We start from the raw sequence: 18,939 nt of genomic DNA on the forward strand, positions 1-18,939 counted from the left end.
CTACGCGAGAGCCAAGTGGCCGACGAGGACGCGTGAGAAGTCTCTGTGTATTTGGGGCTCAAGTTCGGGTTGATCATGGTCGTGGTCGGCGGGCTGATCTTGTCGGTGCTGGTGGGTAGGCTGTGTATTTGGGGGCTTTGCTGGCGGTTGATCTTGGTGTGTGTGGGTTGGCCTCGGGTTTCGGCCTGGTCGCCTGGCGGCGACGCCGGCCTGGGGCGCCAGATAGAGCGGGAGTGCCCGCTGGGGTGAAGTTGTTTTGTTTGGGGCCCCTGTGCGGTGGCCTGGGTAAGGCTAAAAGGCGGGGCCACTGGAAAGCGTGGCCTTACCCGCCAGCCGGCTTAGGCTGCTGTCCCCCCCCCCCCCAACAAAGCAACTTCACCCCAGCGGGCGGTTGGTGTCGGCGGCTTCCGAGGAGCGCGGTGCAAGTGTGGCGCTTCGTCGATGGGGGCGGGTTTCGAGGAGCGCGTGCCGGTTCGGTGTGGTGGGTTGGCGGGTGGCGGTGGTGTTGTGGGTTGGTGGTCGTGGGTGGTGCTGTATGGGAGGGGGATGGGGGGGATGCGGTGGGCTGGTTGAGGTGTGGTGCGTGGGTGAGGGGGCGCGGGTGCGTGGTGTGGGTGCGTGGTGTGGGGGAGTGGGAACTGTTGTGGTGTGGGGGATCGAGGTAGCGTGGGTGGGAGGTGGTGAGGGGAAGGGGTGTGGGGGTGAGTCGGTGGCATCCGCTGGTGGTGGCGGTTGTGGTGGCGGCGGTGGCTGTTGGTGGGGGGTTGTGGGCGCCGTGGGTGTTTGTGGGGGTGGCGGCGGGGTTTGCGACTTCGGGGTCTACTTGAAGTAAGAACTCGGCACATGTGCTGAGCTCGCCGGTCTGGCGGGGGTCTCCTGTGGCCGCGTTCTGCGGTGGGTTGGTGGTTGGTGGCGCGATCAGTGCGTCGGTGTTGGTTGTGGTGGGGTCGTTGCTGCGTGCCCCGTTGCCGATGTCGGTGCGGTGGGGGGTGGTTGGCGCCGTGGTTGTGGTGGTGGGGTTGACGGAAGTTGGGGTGCTGAAGATCCGGTTGCCGGAGAACCGTCGGCTGGTGCCGGAGGGGGTGTTTCGGCTCGGCAGGCACCTGGGGCCGTTGCAGTTCGGGATCGAGATGGGGACGGGGGCCCGGACCTACCTGCCGAGCGGGCTGCCGTACGTCGCGGCGGCCGTTGCCCTGTTCATCGCGTCGTTTCCGCAGGCGCTGCTGATCGGGGTGGGGTTTGGCGTGGGGCGGGCGGTGATGACGACCGCGCACCTGCGGTACCCGGGTGACTGGGACCTGCAGTGGGCCCGGTATTCGACCCGGTTGGCCGTGTTGCTCAGTGGGACGTTCCTGGTGTCGCTCCTTGGGGTCGTCTTGGCGAGCTGAGCGTCCGGTGGTCGGGGACGACCCCGACCACCGGATGTGGTTCAGCCGACCTGGTAGGCGCGGATCACGGTCTGGGTCACCGCGTTCCCGTCGGCGTCCTGGGCGTTGACCCGCAGGGACACGAACCCGGCGGTGCTCGGGTTGACCAGGACCGCCACACCGTCACCGGTGGACGAGTGCAGGGTCAGCGCCGGGTGCCAGGTCTTCCCGTCGTCGGTGGAGTAATCGGTGCGCAAGGTCGTCACCCGGGACGTGGGCGCCCCGGCCTGCCGCTGCACGGTCAGCCGGATGGGCAGCACGCTGCCGGGCGCCGCCTTGCCCTGCGAGTCGACGTCGGCGGTGGTGCGGACGGTGAGTGCGGGTGGGGGAGTGGTCGAGCCGCTGCCGCCTTCCTTGAACGTCCACGAGATGTCCGCGTGGGTGCCGATGACCGACCACGGCACGGTCCGATCCACCGAGGTCAACAAGGTGTAGGTGCCCGGGGTCGACGGGAGCGGGAACGACCCGGCGCCGGGTAAGTCGCTTGTGCCCAGCACCTTCCCGTCCCGCGTCAGCTTCGTGCTGCCCGTGGCGTTGGCCGCCAGCACGGTGGACTGGTCCGGGTCGCCGCCGGACAACGGGGCGACCGCGACCGTCAAGGTGTCACCGGCGCGGGCGATGCCGAAGCCCAACTCGGGCGAACCGAACGCCGGGCTCAACGGGGCGCGGTTCCAGTGCGTCGCGTACCGGCCGGGCTGGTACGTGCGGTACGACACCGAGGTCTCCACGTCGGACGCGTCGGCTGGGAACACCCCGAACAGGTGCTCCCAGCTCGGCCCGGCGGCGAAGTACTCGGTGCGGTTACCGGGCACCGGGATCTGATACGCCTGGAACGCCCCCGAGTTGACCCCGGGTGCGTCGAGCCGGGCGTAGTCCGCGCGCAGCGACAACGAAGGCGCGCCCTGCGCGTAGTAGCGGGCGTCGACCTGGGCGAGATCACGTTGCCGCGCCGTGTACTGCCCGGACGGCATGGTGCCCCTGTCGAGGAACGCGAGGTGGTAGATCGACCCGGTCGCCTCCAACGTCGCCCGGTAGGCCACCAGGAACGTGTGGTCGGAGACCCTACCGTCCACCGGCACCAGGTAGACCTGTTGTCCCGGTTGCGAGAACCAGCCCAGCGCGGATGTCCGGTCACCGCTCGCGTTCCCCGACACCAGGGTGAACTCGCCCGCGACCAACGAGGTCTTGGCGTTGTCCACCGTCGTCGACACCGCTCGACCCCTGGTCGCGTCCAGCGTCACCGACGTGTCCCGGTCCACCGTCACCCCAGGCCGGGTGAGCAGGCTGACCTCACCGGTGGTCGCCACCTCGATGGCCTGGAAGTCGTAGTGGCCCTTGGGAAGCCGCGTCACGCCGGTTCGCACGCCGAGAGCCGCGCCGGTGTCGGTGTTCACGGCCTTCACCACCGTCGATGCCGACGAGCCTGTGCGCCCCTTGACCGTCACGGTCGCGTTGTAGCTCTCGGCCTCCAGCACCGCCGTGAGCGCGGTCTGCACCACCACACCGCCGCCGGTACCGGTCAACCGCCCGCTCTGCCGCCCGGTGCGCCCGCTCGGATCAGCGTTGACCGCCACGGCCGCCGTGCCGTGCGCGGGCACGACGACCTGTTTGACGGCCGCGCTGAACACCGGGTTGTCGGTGCTCAGCGCCAGAGTCACCGCCGCGTCACCGTCGTTGCGGTAGGTGACCGACTTGCTCAGCCTCGTCGAGTGCGGCCACGCCAGGAAGCCGTACCCGAGTCCGCCACCGACCGCGCTCACCACCTGCTGGACCGCGCGCGCCGCGTCGACCCGCCCCGCGCCCTGCTCGAACGCGTCCGCGGTCGGCTTCGCGCTGCTGACCAGGACCGCCCGCAACTGCTCCGCCGTCCAGTCCGGCCGCCGCTGCGCCATCAGGGCCGCGGTGCCGGCCACGTGCGGGGCCGCCATGGACGTGCCCGACAGCGTCGCGTAGTGCTCGTCGACGGGTGCCTGGTCGCCGGACGGGGTGCCCACCACGCGGTCGGACACGATGTCGCTACCGGGCGCGGCTAAATCGGGCTTGACCGCGTAATCACCCAACCTCGGCTGCCGCGGTGAGAACGGGCTTGTGGTGTCCTCTTTGGTCACGCTGCCCACCGCGACCGCCGAGTCCGCCGCCGCGGGTGAGGTGACCGACGCGAACGGGTCCGGGGTGTCCAGTGCCCGGTCGTTGCCCGCCGCCACGACGAACAACGTGCCGTACTGCGCGGTCAGCGTGTTCAGCGAACGCGACACCGGGTCCTTGCCGTCGCTGTACGCGCCGCCCAGGCTGATGTTGACGACCTTGGCCTTCGGCGCGATCCACTCCATCCCCGCGATCACGGCCGAGTCGGGACAGCCCATCCGCGCGCACACCTTTCCGCTGACCAGCTTGGCGTCCGGCGCGACCCCGCGGTACCTGCCGCCCGAGGCGGCACCGGTGCCCGCGATGATCCCGGCGACGTGCGTGCCGTGTCCGATTTGGTCGGTGGTGCCGGTTCCGGTGAAGTCGTTCTGCTCCACCACCTTCCCGGCCAGGTCCGGGTGCGTCCCGTCGACACCCGTGTCCAAGAGCCCGACGGTGACACCTGCACCGGTATAGCCGGCCTGCCACGCGCTCGGCGCGCCGATCTGAGCCACGCTCACGTCCTGCGTCGGCTGGGAGTACCCGTCCAACCACACCGACGCGTGTGTCGTGGCCAGCCAGGACCAGAAACCGGGCCCGACTTTCATGGCGGCACCGTTGACGCTGGGCAGCGGCCGCACATCCGTCGCGGACAACGACAAACCCGCCCTCGGCCCGCTGTCGGTCACGATGACCGGGGTGGCCGAGTCGCGGGGGAGCAGCGACAGGTCGAACAGCCGGGGATCGAGCCTGCCGGACTCGACCAGCGGCTCGGCGTCCGCGGGCACGATCCTGCTGCCGTCGCGCAGGAAACCGACGTGCTCGCGGCCGGGTGTCGGCAGCACCTCGACCGCGAACTCCCCGCGTGGACCCGGCAACACCCGTAGTCGATCGCCGGTGACCAGTGTGACCGCGTCCCCGGCCGGTGCCGTCGTGGCCGCCCCGACCCCGGCCGATGGCAGCACCAGCGCGGCGGCCACGACGACCGCCCCGACCAGACCCCTGAAGCGCATGGCGATTCTCCGTTTCCTGACGTGAGGAAACAGTGGTACCAGGAGTGCGGCGATGACCGCATCCCTTCATCCACAGGCTCGTCCGGACGGCCGTTTCCCGCCGGCTGCCCGGGATTCCGCCTGGCGCACCGCGAATCGCGTTCATGATCGGTGCCAGATGACCGTGGTGCCAACGGGTGTTGGTTCCAGGTAGAGCTACCGGTGGAGGTAGCTCTACCTGGAACCGTTGGCAACAAGTGTGAATAGTGTGATCGCGGATGGGGGGTCGTGGACTGGACCATTCGGCGCACGCCGCGCCGGGGTCAGGAGGTCGGGTAGTCCGTGGCGTCCCCGGCCATCTGCGCGTCCCCTTCGCCCAACTGGCCCTCGTCCTGCTTGGCGACGCGGGGGACGAACAGCAGCCGCAGGTGGAGCCTGTGGTCGCGGCCGAGGACGAAGGTCAGGATCGGACGGAGGTTCGCGCGGGCGGCGGCGGTCAGGGCGGTGATGGTCGGGCTGGTGGTCGTCGCGGTCGCTTTAGACGCTGTGGTGGCTGTGGCGGACGCGGTGGTCGTGGTCAGGAGAGCCGTGGTGAGGAGGGCGAGCATCATGGTGGCGACGGTGACGGCGGCGGTCAGTGCTCGGGACATGACGGTCCTTCCGTGCGGGCTGGCGGTCGAGCGGTTGGGCTGCGGGCGGTGAACGGTTGCGTGTTGGTGATGACTCGGGTGCGGATCGGTGATGCCACTCGCCCCGCGACCACTCGAACGAGACCCCGGTCACCGCGGGTCAATCGGTCACATCGCCCCTGACCTGGGCAACGATCGTTGGGGTGCCTCCTCCGGCCCGGCGACCTCCCTGGCCGACTCCCATCCAGCGAGCGTCAACCACCGTGGTGATTACGCGCTGTGAGCGGTTGGTGTGCCAGCCCGCCCGTGTTCACCCACTCCGGCGGTTGACGATGGCCGCGAACTGCCTGATCCACAGTCGACAGTCCACCTCGAACCCCGGTCAACAGGTTGGCACGGAGAGTCAAGATTCCCGCCCGCCACCCCGCATACCTTCTTCCGCACCCGGAAAGGGAGGGGAAGGATGATGCTGGACACCCTGCACACGCTGGAGATCGTGCGCCGCCGGGGGTTCCTGGCCCGCTGGGGTGTGGGCGCGGTGCTGGTCGCGCTGGTCGCCTGGCTGGTCTTCACCGTGGTCACCAGCCCGAACCTGGACTGGGTGGTGATCGGGAAGTACTTCCTGTCCACCCCGATCATGGAGGGGGTCGGGACCACCCTGGTGCTGACCTTCGCCACCCTCGGCGTCGGGTTGGTGCTCGGCGCGGTGCTCGCCCTGATGCGGCAGTCGGGGAACCCGGTGGCCATCGCCGCCGCCGGTGGCTACATCTGGTTCTTCCGCGGTGTGCCGCTGGTCGTGCAGATCGTGTTCTGGTTCAACCTGTCGCTGCTGTTCCCCACCCTCGGGTTCGCCTCGACGAACGAGGTCATCACCCCGTTCCTGGCCGCCATGCTCGGCCTCGCGCTGCACGAGGCCGCCTACATGGCGGAGATCATCCGCGGTGGATTCCTGGCCGTTCCGCGCGGGCAGGTCGACGCGGCGCTCACCATCGGCATGACCCGGGCGACCGCGACGTGGACGATCGTGCTGCCGCAGTCGATCCGCGTCATCCTGCCCGCCTTGGGCAACCAGTTCATCTTGATCCTCAAGGGCACCTCGCTCGTATCGGTCATCGGCGGCGGTGACCTGATGACCAGGGCCCAGCAGATCTACGGCCAGAACTACCAAGTGATCGCGCTGCTCTTAGTGGCTACGGGTTGGTACCTCATCCTGGTCACCGTCGCCGGTATCGGGCAGCGGTTCCTCGAGCGTTGGGCGGCTTCCTGATGGCGGGCGGACTCCGGTTGCGCGGTCTGCGCAAGTCCTACGGTGACCTCGAAGTGCTCCGCGGCGTCGATTTGGACGTCGAGCCGGGCGAGGTCGTGTGTGTGATTGGCCCATCCGGCAGCGGTAAAAGCACGTTGCTGCGGTGCGTCAACCACCTGGAAGTACTCGACGGTGGTTTCGTTCAGGTCGACGACGTCCTCGTCGGCTACGAACCCCGCGACGGCAAGCTCTACGAGAGCAGCGAGCGCGAGGTCGCCCAGGCCCGCCTGCGGATGGGCATGGTCTTCCAGCAGTTCAACCTCTTCAGCCACCTCACCGCCCTGCGCAACGTCACCCTCGGTCCGACCAAGGTGCTCAAGCGGGACCCCGGCGAGGTCGACCGGGAGGCTCGGGCGCTGCTGGACCGGGTCGGGCTCGCCGCACACGCCGACAAGCTGCCCGCGCAACTGTCCGGCGGTCAGCAACAGCGGGTCGCGATCGCCCGCGCCATGGCCATGAAGCCCGCGGTGATGCTGTTCGACGAGCCCACCAGCGCGCTCGACCCCGAGCTGGTCGGCGAGGTGCTGACCGTCATGCGCGGGCTGGCCGAGCAGGGCATGACCATGGTGGTGGTCACCCACGAGATCGGGTTCGCCCACGACGTCGCCGACACCGTGGTGTTCATGGACGACGGTGTGGTCGTCGAGTCCGGTCCCGCCCACCAGGTGCTCACCACTCCCACGTCAGAACGCACCGCCGGGTTCCTCGCCCACGTCCGCCGACACCCCCAGAAGGAGAACGACCATGCGCAATAGACCCCTCAGATACCTCGCGGCATCGGTGGCCGTACTCGGCCTTCTTACCGCGTGCGGGGACCCCGGCGCACAACAACAACCGGCCGCGGGGGCGAACACCGCCCTACCCGCCAAGGACCAAGCACTGCACGACATGCTGCCGCAGCGGGTAAAGGACGCAGGCGTGCTGCACGTTGGCACTACCTTGCCGAACTTGCCGTACCTGCTCACTGACGACAGCAACAACATCACCGGCGGTATAACCGTTGACGTCGGCAAGGCCGTCGCGGCGAAACTCGGACTGGACTACCGCATCGAGAACATCGCCTGGGAGGCGCTGCTGCCCGGCGTCGTCGCGGGCCGCTTCGACATGGCCGACGACGGCCTGTCCGACACCGCGGAACGCCAACAGGTCGGCGTGTTCGTGGACTACATGCAGTCCGCCAGCGTCCTGGTCACCGCGAAGGCCAACGAGGGCAAGTACAAGTCCGTGGACGACGCCTGCGGCAAGCGGATCGCCACCATCCGCGGCACCACCGACGTCCAGCACGCCGACGACATCTCCAAGGCCTGCGTCGACAAGGGCAAGCCCGCCGCCGAGGCCCGCCAGTACCCGACCGCGCAGGACGCCGACCTCGCGCTGCGCTCCGGCCAGGCGGACTTCCAGGTCGCGGTCACCGAGCAGGCCAAGTACGCGATCAGCACCCAGAACGCCCCGATCGTGATCGTCTCCGACAACTTCGGGCTCAGCTACGTGGGCATGTACCTGCGCAAGGACGACACCGCACTGGCCAACGCGCTGCTGGCGGCGTTGAAAGCGCTCAAGTCGGACGGCACACTCGACCGCGTCATCGGCCACTATGGACTCACGTCCATCCCGGAGCCGGGGCTCAACCTGGCGAAGGGCAACTAGCGGAAGGGGACGGCGTGGCCGGATTCCCAGGGCCGATCCCGCTGCACGAGATCGAGGTCCCGACGCCGAGCGGCCTGTCGCCGTTCGCCATCGGGACCTTCGACGAGATCGGCTCGTTCACCCGGGCCCGGTTCCCGCACCGGCACGACTTCTACGAGATCCTCTACCTCACCGGCGGCGGCGGTGTGCACGTCGTCGACTTCGAGCCGTACGAGATCGAACCGAACACGCTCTACGTCATCGCGCCGGGCCAGGTGCACTTCTGGCAGGACACCGAGCTGACCCGTGGCCGGGTGCTGGTGTTCTCCGAGGAATTCCTCCTCGTGCACCCCGGTGGCCTGCTACCCGGTCCCGCCGGGAGCCCGCGGCTGCGGTTGCGCGGCGCCGAGATCGACCTCATCGAGGGCGTGCTCGACGACATCGACCGCGAGTACCGCGCCCGCGATGCCGGGTACGCCACCATGCTGCAGGCGCACCTGCACATCCTGCTGGTGCACGTCCAACGCCTGCGGCGGACGGAACTGTCCGTGCCGTCGTCGTCATCGACCGTGTGGCGGTTCACCCGGCTGGTGGCCAGGCACTTCCTGGTCGAGCGGTCCGTGTCCGCCTACGCCGACCGCGTCGGGGTCAGCACGAGCCACCTCACCGACCTCGTGCGCGCCGCCCTGGGCACGACCCCGGGCGCCGTCATCCGGTCGGCCCTGGCGTTGGAGGCCAAGCGGCTGCTGGCGCAGACGGAGCTGTCCGTCGCCCAGATCGCGCACCGGCTGGCGTTCGAGGACCCGTCCTACTTCGGCCGGTTCTTCAAGCGTGAGACCGGTGCCAGCCCCGGGGACTTCCGGCGGGACATCCGCGAAAAGTACCAGATCGCCCTCGGGGCGTGACTGGGGTCTCCGGCCCCGGGTTCCTACCTTCGAAACAGGCCGAATCGAAGGAGAACCCAGTCATGGCAGGCAAGTGGGAGAAGAACATCGTCCGGAACATGGTCCGTGAGGAGCTGCCGAACGAAGGGGTGCTGGCCTACGGCGAAACCGAGGGCGGTACCAGCGGGGCGCACGCGCTCATCAGCGGCTGGCAGGTCGACGGGGCCAAGGTGCACATCGCCTACAGCTGGATCTACCAGGTGCCGACCCCCAACCCGTACGTCTTGGAGCACGTGCACGACTACGACGAGGTCCTGCTCTGGATGGGCTCGAACCCCGACGACATCAACGACCTGGGCGCGGTGGCCGAGCTGACCATCGAAGGCGAGGTGTACGAGATCTCCACCAGCGCGTCGGTGTACATCCCCGCGGGCGTCCGCCACTGTCCTCTTGGGTACAAGAGCGTCGACCGCCCGTTCCAGTTCATCGCCTTGTCGTTGAACCCCGAGTACAAGTCGTGACGGATCCACTACTACTACGACGCATCCACGCGTTCATCGACGCCCGTCTCGCCGATCCGGAGTTGACCCCAACCCGCGTCGCGGCCGCCAACCACGTGTCCACTCGTCAGCTCTACCGGCTGTTCGAGAGCGAGGGGACAACCGTGGCCAGGTGGATCCGGGACCGCAGGCTGGAGAACTGCCGCAAGGACCTGCTGACCGCTGACGCGTCCGCGGTCAGCGTTGTCGGGGCCCGGTGGGGCATCCCGGACTCGTCGTACTTCAGTCGGGTCTTCCGCCAACAGTACGGGTGCCCTCCCAGGGACTACCTGCGGAAGACGAGGGTGGGATAAGAGGTTCGTGGTGAGGTGGGCGCTCCCACCTCACCACGGCTCTCCCTTGTGGACCCGGCCCGCGAGTTCGGTGAGCGCCGCCCCCAACGGCCGATCCACCCGGACCGTGGCATGCACGTCCCCCCGCGTCGGCCCGTGCGTGATGATCGCGACCGGCTTCCCCCGCTCAGCGGCCCGCCGGACGAACCGCAGCCCGGACATCACCGTCAGCGACGACCCGAGCACCAACAACGCGTCCGCCGCGTCAACGAGCTCGTTGCACAGCTCGACCCGCTCGCGCGGCACGTTCTCGCCGAAGAACACCACGTCCGGCTTGAGCACACCGCCACACCCGTGACAATCGACGACGATAAAACCTCGCGTAGTGGCTTCGTCCAAGTACACGTCCCCGTCGGGGTTGACGGCATCGGTAGTGACGTCGAAGCCCGAGTTGGCGGCGTGCAGCCGCTCATCGAGCTCGCCCCGACTGGTCAGCGCGCGGCATTGCAGGCAGATGACCCGGTCCAGGCTGCCGTGCAGGTCGATCACGTCCGGAGTCCCCGCGGCCTGGTGCAACCCGTCCACGTTCTGCGTGATGACACCCGACACCAACCCGGCCGCCCGCAGCTCGGTGACCGCGCGGTGCCCGGCATTCGGCTCCGCCCGCGCGATCGTCCGCCACCCGACGTGGCTACGCGCCCAATACCGCTGCCGCGCCCGCGCCCCGGCGACGAACTCGCCGTACGTCATCGGCACGTGCTTGCGCAGGCTCCCCTCGGCACCCCGGTAGTCCGGAATGCCCGACTCGGTGGACAGCCCCGCCCCGCTCAACACCACGACCCCGCCCCGCCCGACCACCGCGACGACCTCGTCGAGGCTGGTGGTGCGGGGGAGGGGCGGCCCGGTGGACGTCCAGGTCAACGTCGGCCTGGTGCGCATGGCGGGAATCTGACTGCCCATGCGCCCGAGTTTACGGATCGCCGCCACCCGTTGCGGGGATGTCACACACCGTGACAGCCGTGGTGACCAGGTGAAACCCTGATCCCGAGCCTCCCCTTCAGGTCTCGCCTGCTGAGTTTAACTATCCACTATTCACTATCAAGATATCCAGTAGTTAGCCTCGAAGGTCGGCTCGGCAAGAGGGAAACAGACAGAAAAGAACGCCTAGACGAGAGAGACGGCCACCTTGGCCGCATTCGAGTCTCCGGCGGCGAGCGGTGGGAGATGACAAAGGACATCCAGGCGAAAGCGGCAGTCGGTGGTTCGTTGGGTATCGGCCTGGCCACGGCGTTCCTGGCAAGCGCAGAAACGGCCTCGTACTGGACCGGCGACGCGGCCAGGGGTGAGGCACCGGAACGGCCTCGCGCTGGGGCGTGGACGGGTTCGGGTCTCTCAGCAGCGCATGGGACACCAGGCCCACTCGACGGCGGGCGGGTGAGCAGGTCTAGGTGACCCGATCGTTGGGACCTGCGCACGCGACATACCGGCGGGGGAGAGGGGTGCTGAAAGTGCACCGAAGCGACCGGATTCTGGCGCCAGTCCATCTGGGACTTGGCGGAGTGGACCGACCGAGTCTGTCGGCGCGAAGCCTGACTCTGCTGAGAGCAGGGCGGGTGAAACCACCGGCCGTTGTGTCGGCTCTGCTGACTAGGCTGGAATTCGGGGGCTGCTCAGCACGATTGATCTTGCTGGCCACAGGCCCGTGCGCGGAACTGTTGACGGGTCGCCGCCCACGCGCCGGCGGGCGGCGACGTCGACCTAGTTCTTGCGGAGGTGGTCGCGGAACCAGGCGGTGGAGAGTTCGCAGACCCGGTTCATCGCGCCGTGTTCGGTGAAGAGGTGTCCGGCCTCCAGTACGACCCGCAGTTCGCTCGGGCCGCCGAGCGCGGCCTGGGCCTGCTCGTTGGCGTGCATCACCTCGGGGTCGTGCTGGCCGACGACCAGCAGCGTGGGCGCGCTGACCATGTCCAGTACGGACTCGGCCAGGTCCGGCCGTCCGCCCCGGCTGACGACGGCGCGGACGGTCCACGGGCGGGCGGCGGCGGCGCGCAGGGCGGCGGCCGCGCCGGTTGAGCTGCCGAAGAGGCCGATCTTCATCCGGTGGGTGTACTCGTGGTGTTCGACCCAGTCGATGGCGGCGAGCAGCCTGCCGGTGAGCAGCGGGAGGTCGAACCGGTGCGCCTCGGCCTCGGTGGGGGTGAGCAGGTCCATCAGCAGGGTGCCGATGCCGTGTCGGTTGAGGACCTCGGCGACGGCGCGGTTGCGGGGGCTGTGCCGGGAGCTGCCGGTGCCGTGCGCGAACAGCACGATCCCTGGCGCTCCTGGTGGAGCGACGAGGTCGGCTTCGAGGTGGTCGGCGGGCAGTTCGATGACAGACATGTGCTGCTCCTCTCCGGGTTCCCGGGCGCTGAGCGGGCGGGGACGACGTGTCTCCATTGAACGCCCAACCCGGTTGGGAGCGTGGCCGGTTCGGGTAGTCCGGTCGAGCGAAAAGTCAGCGCGAACTCAGGGCAAACCGGCCAAAAGCTTGTCAAGCGTCAAGGGCAAGTGCCGTACCCGGATCCCGGTGGCGTGGTGCGCGGCGTTGACGATGGCCGCCGCGGTGCCGACGATGCCGATCTCGCCGATCCCCTTGGCGCCCAGGCGGTTCACGTGCGGATCGTCCTCTTCGATCCAATGGGCCGCTACGTCAGTGGCATCGGAGCAACTGGCGATGTGGTACTCGGCGAGGTCGTGGTTGATCACGTGGCCGAACCGCGGGTCGAGCACGCTGTGCTCGTGCAGGGCCATGGACAGCCCCATGGTCATGCCGCCGACGAACTGGGAGCGGGCGGTGCGCGGGTTGATGATTCGCCCGGCGGCGAACACCCCGAGCAGTCGGGGGACGCGGATCTCGCCCGTGTCGGCGTGCACGCGGACTTCGGCGAACTGGGCGCCGAAGGCGTAGGTGGCGTAGGGGCCGCCCTCGAAGCCGGTGCCGATGAAGGTGTTCTCCGCTTCGTCGCCGTCGGCCGGGTCGTCGCCGTACTTGTCGCGGAAGGTGTCGGCGGCGGTGAGGATCGCCGAGCCCCAGGTGGCGGTGCCGGACGAGCCGCCTGCGACGGAGGCGAACGGGTACGCGGAGTCGCCGATCCGCACGTCGACCTGCTCGACCGGGACCCCGAGGGCGTCGGCGGCGATCTGCGTGAGGACGGTCCAGGCGCCGGTGCCCAGGTCGGCCGCGCCGAGCTCGACGGTGTACCGGTTGTGGTCGAACCGGATGTTGGCGGTGGTCCGGAGGGTGAACGCGGGGAACACCGAGGCGGCGACACCGGTGCCGATGAGCCAGTCGCCGTCGCGGGCCCCGGCGACCCGGTCGGCCCAGCCGAACCGCTCGGCGCCCTCGCGCAGGCAGGCGATGAGGTTGCGGCTGGAGAAGGGTTTGCCGGTCTCCGGGTCGACCTCGGGTTCGTTGCGGACGCGCAACTCGATCGGGTCGATGCCCAGCGCGTCGGCGAGCTCGTCCACGGCGACCTCGGGGCCGAACATGCCGGGGCATTCGCCGGGGGCACGCATGTAGGTGGGGACGGCGACGTCGAGGGCGGCGATCCGGTGGCTGGTGGCGCGGTTGGGCGCGGCGTACATCATCCGGGTGGGTGCCGCGGTCTGCTCGACGAACTCCTTGATCCGCGAGGTCTGGCCGTAGGCGGCCATGGCGAGCGCGGTGAACCGGCCGTCGCGGTCGGCGGCGACGGTGGTTTCCTGGATGGTGGGGGTGCGGTAGCCGACGATGGCGAACATCTGTTGCCGGGTGAGGGCGAGCCGGATCGGGCGGCCGGGCAGCGCGCGGGCGGCCATGACGGCGATGACGACGTTGCCGTGCGGTGAGCCTTTTGCGCCGAAGCCGCCACCGACGTACGGGCAGATGACACGGACCGCTTCTGCGTCGAGCGAGAAGAGGCCGGCGATGTCTGTTCGTACTGAGTGGACGCTCTGTGTGGACTCCCACAGGACCAGGGAGTCGTCTTGCCATAGAGCCGTTGTGGCGTGGGGCTCCATGGGGCTGTGGTGGACCATCGGGGTGGAGTAGGTTTCCGCGACCGTGAGGTGTGCCGAGCGCACGGCCTCGCCGACGTTACCGATGGAGGTATCTGGTTCCAGTCCGGGGTTGATTGCCTTGGGCCGGTACAGGTCGTCGCGGTCGGTGGTGAAGATGCTGTCGTGTTCGTCCACGTGGTAGGTGAAGTGGACGAGTTCGGCCGCGTGTCGCGCGATCTCGGAGGTCTCGGCGACCACTGCTCCGACGATCTGGCCACGGTAGGCGACTTCACCGTCTTGCAGCACGGCAAGCTCGGCGTCGTCGGTGGGGGCAAGCTTTTCGACGTTGCCCGGTGTGAGAACGGTAAGAACGCCCGGTAGCGCCAACGCGGCCGATACGTCTACGTCGGTGACCTGGCCGCGCGCGATGGTGGACAGGATGAGGTGGCAGTAGGCGGCGTTGTCGACTTCGGCTTCATACGCGTAGGTGGCGGTACCGGTGACCTTGGCGGGGCCGTCACGCCTGACCATGTCTTGCCCAACCGCGTTCACTGGTTCTCCTGGGTCAGTCCGCGCAGCACCGAGACCACGGTTCGGGTGACTAGGGGGATTTTGAACGCGTTGCCGCCGTCCATACCGTCCACGGCGCGCGCGTCAACCAGTTCAGCCGCCGCGGCTTCGCGGAAGTTGTCCTCTATGGCTGCTTGTCCGCGTAGTGCTTCCTCGGCCAGGTACGCCCGCCAGGGTTTGTGCGCCACACCGCCGAGCGCGATTCTGACGTCGCGCACCACACCGTCGGTCACGTCCACGGCCGCTGCCACGGAGACGAGCGCGAAGGCGTAAGAGGCGCGGTCTCGAACCTTGCGGTAGCGGGACCGGCGTGCGATGGGCGTGTCGGGCAACTCGATGGCGGTGATGAGGTCGCCGTGGTGGAGCACGGTGTCTCTTGACGGTTCGTCGCCCGGTAGGCGGTGTAGCTCGGTGAACGGGATGGTGCGTTCCCCGTCTGGCCCCAGTACGTGCACTACGGCGTCGAGCGCGGACAGTGCTACCGCCATGTCCGAGGGATGAGTAGCCACACAGTGCTCGGACGTACCGAGGATGCCCTGGTACCGGGCATGACCTCCCACGGCAGCACAGCCTGACCCAGGTCGCCTCTTATTGCACGGTGTGGTGTTGTCCTGGAAGTAGCCGCACCTGGTGCGCTGCAACGGGTTGCCGCCCGCGGTGGCCATGTTGCGCAGTTGCCCGGAGGCACCGGACAGCAACGCCTCGCTCAACATCGGGTACCGCTCGCACACACGGGGGTCGGCGGCCAGATCGCTGTTGCGGACCGCGGCGCCGATCCAGAGCCCGCCGTCACGCTCGACGACCTCGTCGGAGGTGACGCCGGTGATGTCGACGACGAGGTCTGGGTGGGTGAGGCCGAGCTTGAGGTGGTCGACCAGGTTGGTGCCACCGGCGAGGAACACGGCCGAGTCGTTGCCCGCGACGGCGCGCATGGCGGCCAGGGCGTCGGCGGGGACCTGGTAGTCGAAGGCCCTCACGCGCGGGCCGCCTGCTGCACGGCGGTGACGATGTTGGTGTACGCGCCGCAGCGGCACAGGTTGCCGCTCATCCGCTCGGCGACCTCGGCGCGGGTGAGTTCGGTGTCGCCGTGGTGGCTTGGCCAGCCGCGGCGGAACTCGTCGAGCGCGCCGACCGCGGAGCAGACCTGGCCGGGCGTGCAGTAGCCGCACTGGAAGGCATCGTTGTCCAGGAACGCTTGCTGCACTGGGTGGAGTTCGCCGTCCGGGGCGAGGCCGTTGGCCGTGACGACGTCCTTACCGCCCGCGGTAACGGCGAGGACGAGGCAACTGAGCACCCTCCGGCCGTTGAGCAGGACGGTGCAGGCGCCGCACTGGCCGTGGTCGCAGCCCTTCTTGGGGCTGGTGTTGGCGAGCCGTTCGCGCAGCGCGTCCAGCAGCGTGGTCCGGGTGTCGACGGTCACCTGGCGGTCGGTTCCGTCGACCCGCAGGTTGATCTCTGTCTGCACAGGGTGACCCTACCGCGACCGGGCGTGTCCGACCCGGGCCGTTCGGCGGGTGCGCCCGCCTCCCCAGACGAGGTGATCTTCGGGTGGGTGCCCTTCCCCGGCTCGGGGTGGTCGTGACAGTCTGCGTTCGGCACGCCGGGTCCGGCGGCGGGTTCCGGTCACGATCGCGGGAGAGTCGCCCATGGAGCAGCGCGGCAGAGCGACGGACCTGATCTCCGGGCTGCGGCTGGACGAACTGTTGCGTGAGCTGCACGAACGCCTCGGCGATCTGATGCACACCCGGGACAGCCTGCAGGGCCTGCTGGACGCGGTGATGGCGGTCGGCGCCGGTTTGGAGCTCGATTCCACGCTGCAACGGATTGTGCGTGCCGCCACCGCTCTGGTCGACGCCCGGTACGGGGCCCTGGGCGTGCTGGGTGACGGCGGGTTGGCCAGGTTCGTGCACGAGGGCATCGACGCCGCGACGCGCGCGCGGATGGGGCACCTGCCGGAGGGGCGTGGCCTGCTCGGGCTGCTCATCGAGCACCCGGAGCCGATCCGGCTGGTCGACCTGGCCAAGCACCCGGCGTCGGTGGGGTTCCCGCCGAACCACCCGCCGATGGGCAGCTTCCTGGGTGTGCCGGTGCGGGTGCGCGGCGAGGTGTTCGGCAACCTGTACCTGACCGAGAAGCGCGGCGGCCCGTTCACCGCCGACGACGAGGCCGTGGTCCAGGCGTTGGCGGCGGCGGCGGGGGTGGCGATCGAGAACGCCCGGCTGTTCGAGCGGTCCCGCGACCGCGAGCGCTGGTTGACGGCGGCCGGTGAGGTCAACACGCAGTTGCTGGCGGGCGCGTCGCAGGGGGAGACGCTGGACCTGATCGCGCGGCGGGTGTTGGAGCTGACCGAGGCCGACTGCGTGCTGATCCTGCTGGTGGACGAGACAACCCGGGACCTGCTGCGAGTGGCGGCCGCGACCGGCAGTGTCGTCGATTTGGTTGCCGACGACGAGGTGGCCGCGTTCGGTCCGCTGATCGAGGCGGTGTTGACCGTCGAGGAGCCGCGCGCCGTGGTGGACCTGTCGGCGGAGGTCGGCTGCGGGTCGCTCGGTCCGGCGGTGGTGGTGCCGCTGCGCACCACGGGTGGCGTGTTGTTGGCGGCGCGGGAGAAGGGCGGCCGGTCGTTCCGGCCGGACACGGTGCCGATGCTGGCGTCGTTCGCCGGTCAGGCGGCGGTGGCGCTGGAGCTGGCGGAGAAGCAGCGGGCCCAGCGGATGCTCGACGTCCTCGCCGACCGGGACCGGATCGCCCAGGACCTGCACGACCACGTCATCCAGCGGCTGTACGCGACCGGGATGAGCCTGCAGGGCACGCTGCGCCGCATCGACGACCCGGAGGCGCGGGCGCGGGTGCACCGGTCGGTGGAGCAGTTGGACCAGACCGTCCGGGAGATCCGCACCTCGATCTTCGACCTGCAGGCCGTCGACGACTCGACCAGCCTGCGCAGGCGGCTGCTGGACGTGGTCGCCGACGTGGGCGCGGGCAGCCCGGTGTCGCCCGCGGTGTCGATGTCCGGCGCGATCGACACCCTGGTCCGCCCGGAGATCGGCGATCAGGCCCTCGCGGTGCTGCGCGAGGCGCTGAGCAACGCCGTCCGGCACGCAGGCGCCACCAAGATCGCCGTCGAGGTCGTCGCCGGTGACGCCCTGCTCGTGCGGGTCAGCGACAACGGCGTCGGCCTCGGCGAGCCACTGCACCGCAGCGGCCTGGAGAACATCCGCCGTCGCGCCGAGCAGTGCCACGGCCGCTGCGACATCGAGTCGCCGGAGGCAGGCGGCACCACCGTCCGCTGGCAGGTCCCCCTGGTCTGACCAGGACCAAAGTCCCCGGCTCCCGGCCCTTCCGTCGCACGTGCGGACGTTGCGGGCGTCCCTAGACTGGTCCGTGCGGTGGGTCAACAACACGGGAGAGCGGCATGCGGGTGTTCCTGGTCGACGACCACGAGATCGTGCGACGCGGTGTCGCCGACCTCCTCGACGAACCCGACATCGAGATCGTCGGCGAGGCCGCCTCGGTCGCCGAGGCCCTCGTCCGCGTCCCGGCCACCACCCCCGACGTCGCCGTCCTCGACGTCCGCCTCCCCGACGGCACCGGCGTCGAACTCTGCCGCGAACTCCGCTCCACCCTCCCCGACCTCCGCTGCCTGATGCTCACTTCCTTCGCCGACGACGAGGCCCTGTTCGAGGCCATCATGGCGGGCGCGTCCGGTTTCGTGCTGAAACAGGTCCTCGGCACCGACTTGGTGACCGCCGTCCGCACCGTCGGCGCCGGTGGTTCGCTCCTGGACCCCCGCACCACCTCGGCCCTGCTCGACCGCATCCGCCGCGACCGCACCGAGTCCGACCCCTTGGCCGACCTCACCGACCAAGAACGCACCGTCTTCGACCTCATCGGCGAGGGCCTCACCAACCGCGAAATCGGCGAACGCATGTACCTGGCCGAGAAAACGGTCAAGAACTACGTCTCCCACCTCCTCGCCAAACTCAAGATGCAACGCCGCACCCAAGCCGCCGTCCTCGCCACCGAACTCCGCCGCGACCGCTGACCAACCGCGTGACAACCCGGACAGCCTTGACAGCCGAGCTCATTGGTCGACGGGCGGTACCGCAGACCCCAGTCCTCGCCCCGGACGGCCACTCGATCTGCTACATCCTCGCTCCCACCAGCCGCATCGGTGACCACCTTGTCTTGGCCAACCGCACGACGACCGCGTTGACCAGTTGGCGCGGTGGCATCACCAACTACCTGCCACTCGCGGATCGCACTCTGATCGCGGCAGACGAACCCGTTGCGCAGGACGACAGTCGGATCGCCGGTGCTGACCGATACCCCGCTATCAACCGGCGAACGTCCACGTCGGCCACCCACCACCGGACCGTTGCGAACCCACCCCACGCCACCGCGTCCACCAACCACCACACAGAACTGGCACCGCACACCTCGAAACCCCACGCACATCGACGAAGGCCGCCAACCCACCCCGCACACCTCGAAACCCCGCCCCACATCGACGAAGCCCGCCAACCCACCCC

The 18,939-nt window shown here is 69.2% G+C and carries 16 protein-coding genes; 9 read left to right on the plus strand and 7 right to left on the minus strand.

What is annotated here, in order from left to right; translation table 11 throughout:
* The first annotated feature begins 929 nt into the window (after positions 1 to 929).
* A complete protein-coding gene (locus H504_RS0110225) occupies positions 930 to 1,388 on the plus strand; it encodes a hypothetical protein (protein WP_245614168.1) in 459 nt (152 codons plus the stop codon).
* 41 nt (positions 1,389 to 1,429) lie between these two features.
* Here H504_RS0110225 and H504_RS0110230 read toward each other — a convergent pair whose 3' ends face one another.
* Together H504_RS0110230 and H504_RS0110235 are read right to left on the minus strand one after the other, a co-directional pair.
* Positions 1,430 to 4,564 (minus strand): S8 family serine peptidase, encoded by a 3,135-nt coding sequence (locus H504_RS0110230; protein ID WP_026422697.1) that lies wholly within the window; start codon positions 4,562 to 4,564, stop codon positions 1,430 to 1,432.
* A 302-nt stretch (positions 4,565 to 4,866) separates the two neighbouring features.
* A complete protein-coding gene (locus tag H504_RS0110235; RefSeq protein ID WP_026422698.1) occupies positions 4,867 to 5,193 on the minus strand; it encodes a hypothetical protein in 327 nt (108 codons plus the stop codon).
* Between the two features lie 442 nt (positions 5,194 to 5,635).
* Here H504_RS0110235 and H504_RS0110240 point away from each other — a divergent pair, with 442 nt between their 5' ends.
* The 6 genes from H504_RS0110240 to H504_RS34320 all read left to right on the plus strand — a co-directional run bounded on the left by H504_RS0110240 (position 5,636) and on the right by H504_RS34320 (position 9,841).
* Positions 5,636 to 6,439 (plus strand): amino acid ABC transporter permease, encoded by an 804-nt coding sequence (locus H504_RS0110240; RefSeq protein ID WP_245614169.1) that lies wholly within the window; start codon positions 5,636 to 5,638, stop codon positions 6,437 to 6,439.
* Entirely contained in the window at positions 6,439 to 7,233 is a 795-nt protein-coding gene (locus tag H504_RS0110245) for an amino acid ABC transporter ATP-binding protein (protein ID WP_035303924.1), read from the plus strand. Before H504_RS0110240 ends, H504_RS0110245 begins: the two co-directional genes overlap by 1 nt.
* Positions 7,223 to 8,125 (plus strand): transporter substrate-binding domain-containing protein, encoded by a 903-nt coding sequence (locus tag H504_RS0110250; RefSeq protein ID WP_026422701.1) that lies wholly within the window; start codon positions 7,223 to 7,225, stop codon positions 8,123 to 8,125. Before H504_RS0110245 ends, H504_RS0110250 begins: the two co-directional genes overlap by 11 nt.
* Before the next feature lie 14 nt (positions 8,126 to 8,139).
* Entirely contained in the window at positions 8,140 to 9,009 is an 870-nt protein-coding gene (locus tag H504_RS0110255) for a helix-turn-helix domain-containing protein (protein ID WP_035303898.1), read from the plus strand.
* 62 nt (positions 9,010 to 9,071) lie between these two features.
* Positions 9,072 to 9,509 (plus strand): cupin domain-containing protein, encoded by a 438-nt coding sequence (locus tag H504_RS0110260; protein WP_026422703.1) that lies wholly within the window; start codon positions 9,072 to 9,074, stop codon positions 9,507 to 9,509.
* Positions 9,506 to 9,841 (plus strand): helix-turn-helix domain-containing protein, encoded by a 336-nt coding sequence (locus tag H504_RS34320; RefSeq protein ID WP_051385702.1) that lies wholly within the window; start codon positions 9,506 to 9,508, stop codon positions 9,839 to 9,841. Before H504_RS0110260 ends, H504_RS34320 begins: the two co-directional genes overlap by 4 nt.
* 30 nt (positions 9,842 to 9,871) lie before the next feature.
* Here H504_RS34320 and H504_RS0110270 read toward each other — a convergent pair whose 3' ends face one another.
* From H504_RS0110270 to H504_RS0110290, 5 genes are all read right to left on the minus strand, one after another.
* Positions 9,872 to 10,759: an NAD-dependent protein deacetylase gene (locus H504_RS0110270; RefSeq protein ID WP_026422704.1), complete on the minus strand. Its 888-nt coding sequence runs from the start codon at positions 10,757 to 10,759 to the stop codon at positions 9,872 to 9,874.
* An 819-nt stretch (positions 10,760 to 11,578) separates the two neighbouring features.
* Positions 11,579 to 12,199, minus strand: a complete 621-nt coding sequence (locus tag H504_RS0110275) for a dienelactone hydrolase family protein (protein WP_035303900.1) — start codon at positions 12,197 to 12,199, stop codon at positions 11,579 to 11,581.
* A 126-nt stretch (positions 12,200 to 12,325) separates the two neighbouring features.
* Positions 12,326 to 14,368 carry a xanthine dehydrogenase family protein molybdopterin-binding subunit gene (locus tag H504_RS0110280; protein WP_051385703.1) on the minus strand — a complete coding sequence of 681 codons (2,043 nt, stop codon included), beginning with the start codon at positions 14,366 to 14,368 and terminating at the stop codon, positions 12,326 to 12,328.
* A 17-nt stretch (positions 14,369 to 14,385) separates the two neighbouring features.
* On the minus strand, positions 14,386 to 15,384 hold the full coding sequence (locus H504_RS0110285) for an FAD binding domain-containing protein (protein WP_026422707.1): 999 nt from the start codon (positions 15,382 to 15,384) through the stop codon (positions 14,386 to 14,388).
* Positions 15,381 to 15,872: a (2Fe-2S)-binding protein gene (locus H504_RS0110290; RefSeq protein WP_026422708.1), complete on the minus strand. Its 492-nt coding sequence runs from the start codon at positions 15,870 to 15,872 to the stop codon at positions 15,381 to 15,383. Before H504_RS0110290 ends, H504_RS0110285 begins: the two co-directional genes overlap by 4 nt.
* Positions 15,873 to 16,053: 181 nt before the next feature.
* Between H504_RS0110290 and H504_RS0110295 the strand changes: the two genes are divergently transcribed.
* Together H504_RS0110295 and H504_RS0110300 are read left to right on the plus strand one after the other, a co-directional pair.
* Positions 16,054 to 17,718: a sensor histidine kinase gene (locus H504_RS0110295; protein ID WP_026422709.1), complete on the plus strand. Its 1,665-nt coding sequence runs from the start codon at positions 16,054 to 16,056 to the stop codon at positions 17,716 to 17,718.
* 104 nt (positions 17,719 to 17,822) lie between these two features.
* Positions 17,823 to 18,452 (plus strand): response regulator, encoded by a 630-nt coding sequence (locus H504_RS0110300; protein WP_026422710.1) that lies wholly within the window; start codon positions 17,823 to 17,825, stop codon positions 18,450 to 18,452.
* Positions 18,453 to 18,939: the final 487 nt, after the last annotated feature.

Source organism: Actinokineospora inagensis DSM 44258 (assembly GCF_000482865.1).
In the GTDB taxonomy this organism is placed as follows: Bacteria; Actinomycetota; Actinomycetes; order Mycobacteriales; family Pseudonocardiaceae; genus Actinokineospora; species Actinokineospora inagensis.

Coding starts and splice junctions, on each gene's coding strand:
- H504_RS0110245 (WP_035303924.1), top strand. CDS start 6,439: ATGGCGGGCGGACTCCGGTTGCGCGGTCTGCGCAAGTCCTACGGTGAC.
- H504_RS0110260 (WP_026422703.1), top strand. CDS start 9,072: ATGGCAGGCAAGTGGGAGAAGAACATCGTCCGGAACATGGTCCGTGAG.
- H504_RS0110295 (WP_026422709.1), top strand. CDS start 16,054: ATGGAGCAGCGCGGCAGAGCGACGGACCTGATCTCCGGGCTGCGGCTG.
- H504_RS0110230 (WP_026422697.1), bottom strand. CDS start 4,564: ATGCGCTTCAGGGGTCTGGTCGGGGCGGTCGTCGTGGCCGCCGCGCTG.
- H504_RS0110275 (WP_035303900.1), bottom strand. CDS start 12,199: ATGTCTGTCATCGAACTGCCCGCCGACCACCTCGAAGCCGACCTCGTC.
- H504_RS0110240 (WP_245614169.1), top strand. CDS start 5,636: ATGATGCTGGACACCCTGCACACGCTGGAGATCGTGCGCCGCCGGGGG.
- H504_RS0110280 (WP_051385703.1), bottom strand. CDS start 14,368: ATGGTCAGGCGTGACGGCCCCGCCAAGGTCACCGGTACCGCCACCTAC.
- H504_RS0110235 (WP_026422698.1), bottom strand. CDS start 5,193: ATGTCCCGAGCACTGACCGCCGCCGTCACCGTCGCCACCATGATGCTC.
- H504_RS0110270 (WP_026422704.1), bottom strand. CDS start 10,759: ATGCGCACCAGGCCGACGTTGACCTGGACGTCCACCGGGCCGCCCCTC.
- H504_RS0110250 (WP_026422701.1), top strand. CDS start 7,223: ATGCGCAATAGACCCCTCAGATACCTCGCGGCATCGGTGGCCGTACTC.
- H504_RS0110300 (WP_026422710.1), top strand. CDS start 17,823: ATGCGGGTGTTCCTGGTCGACGACCACGAGATCGTGCGACGCGGTGTC.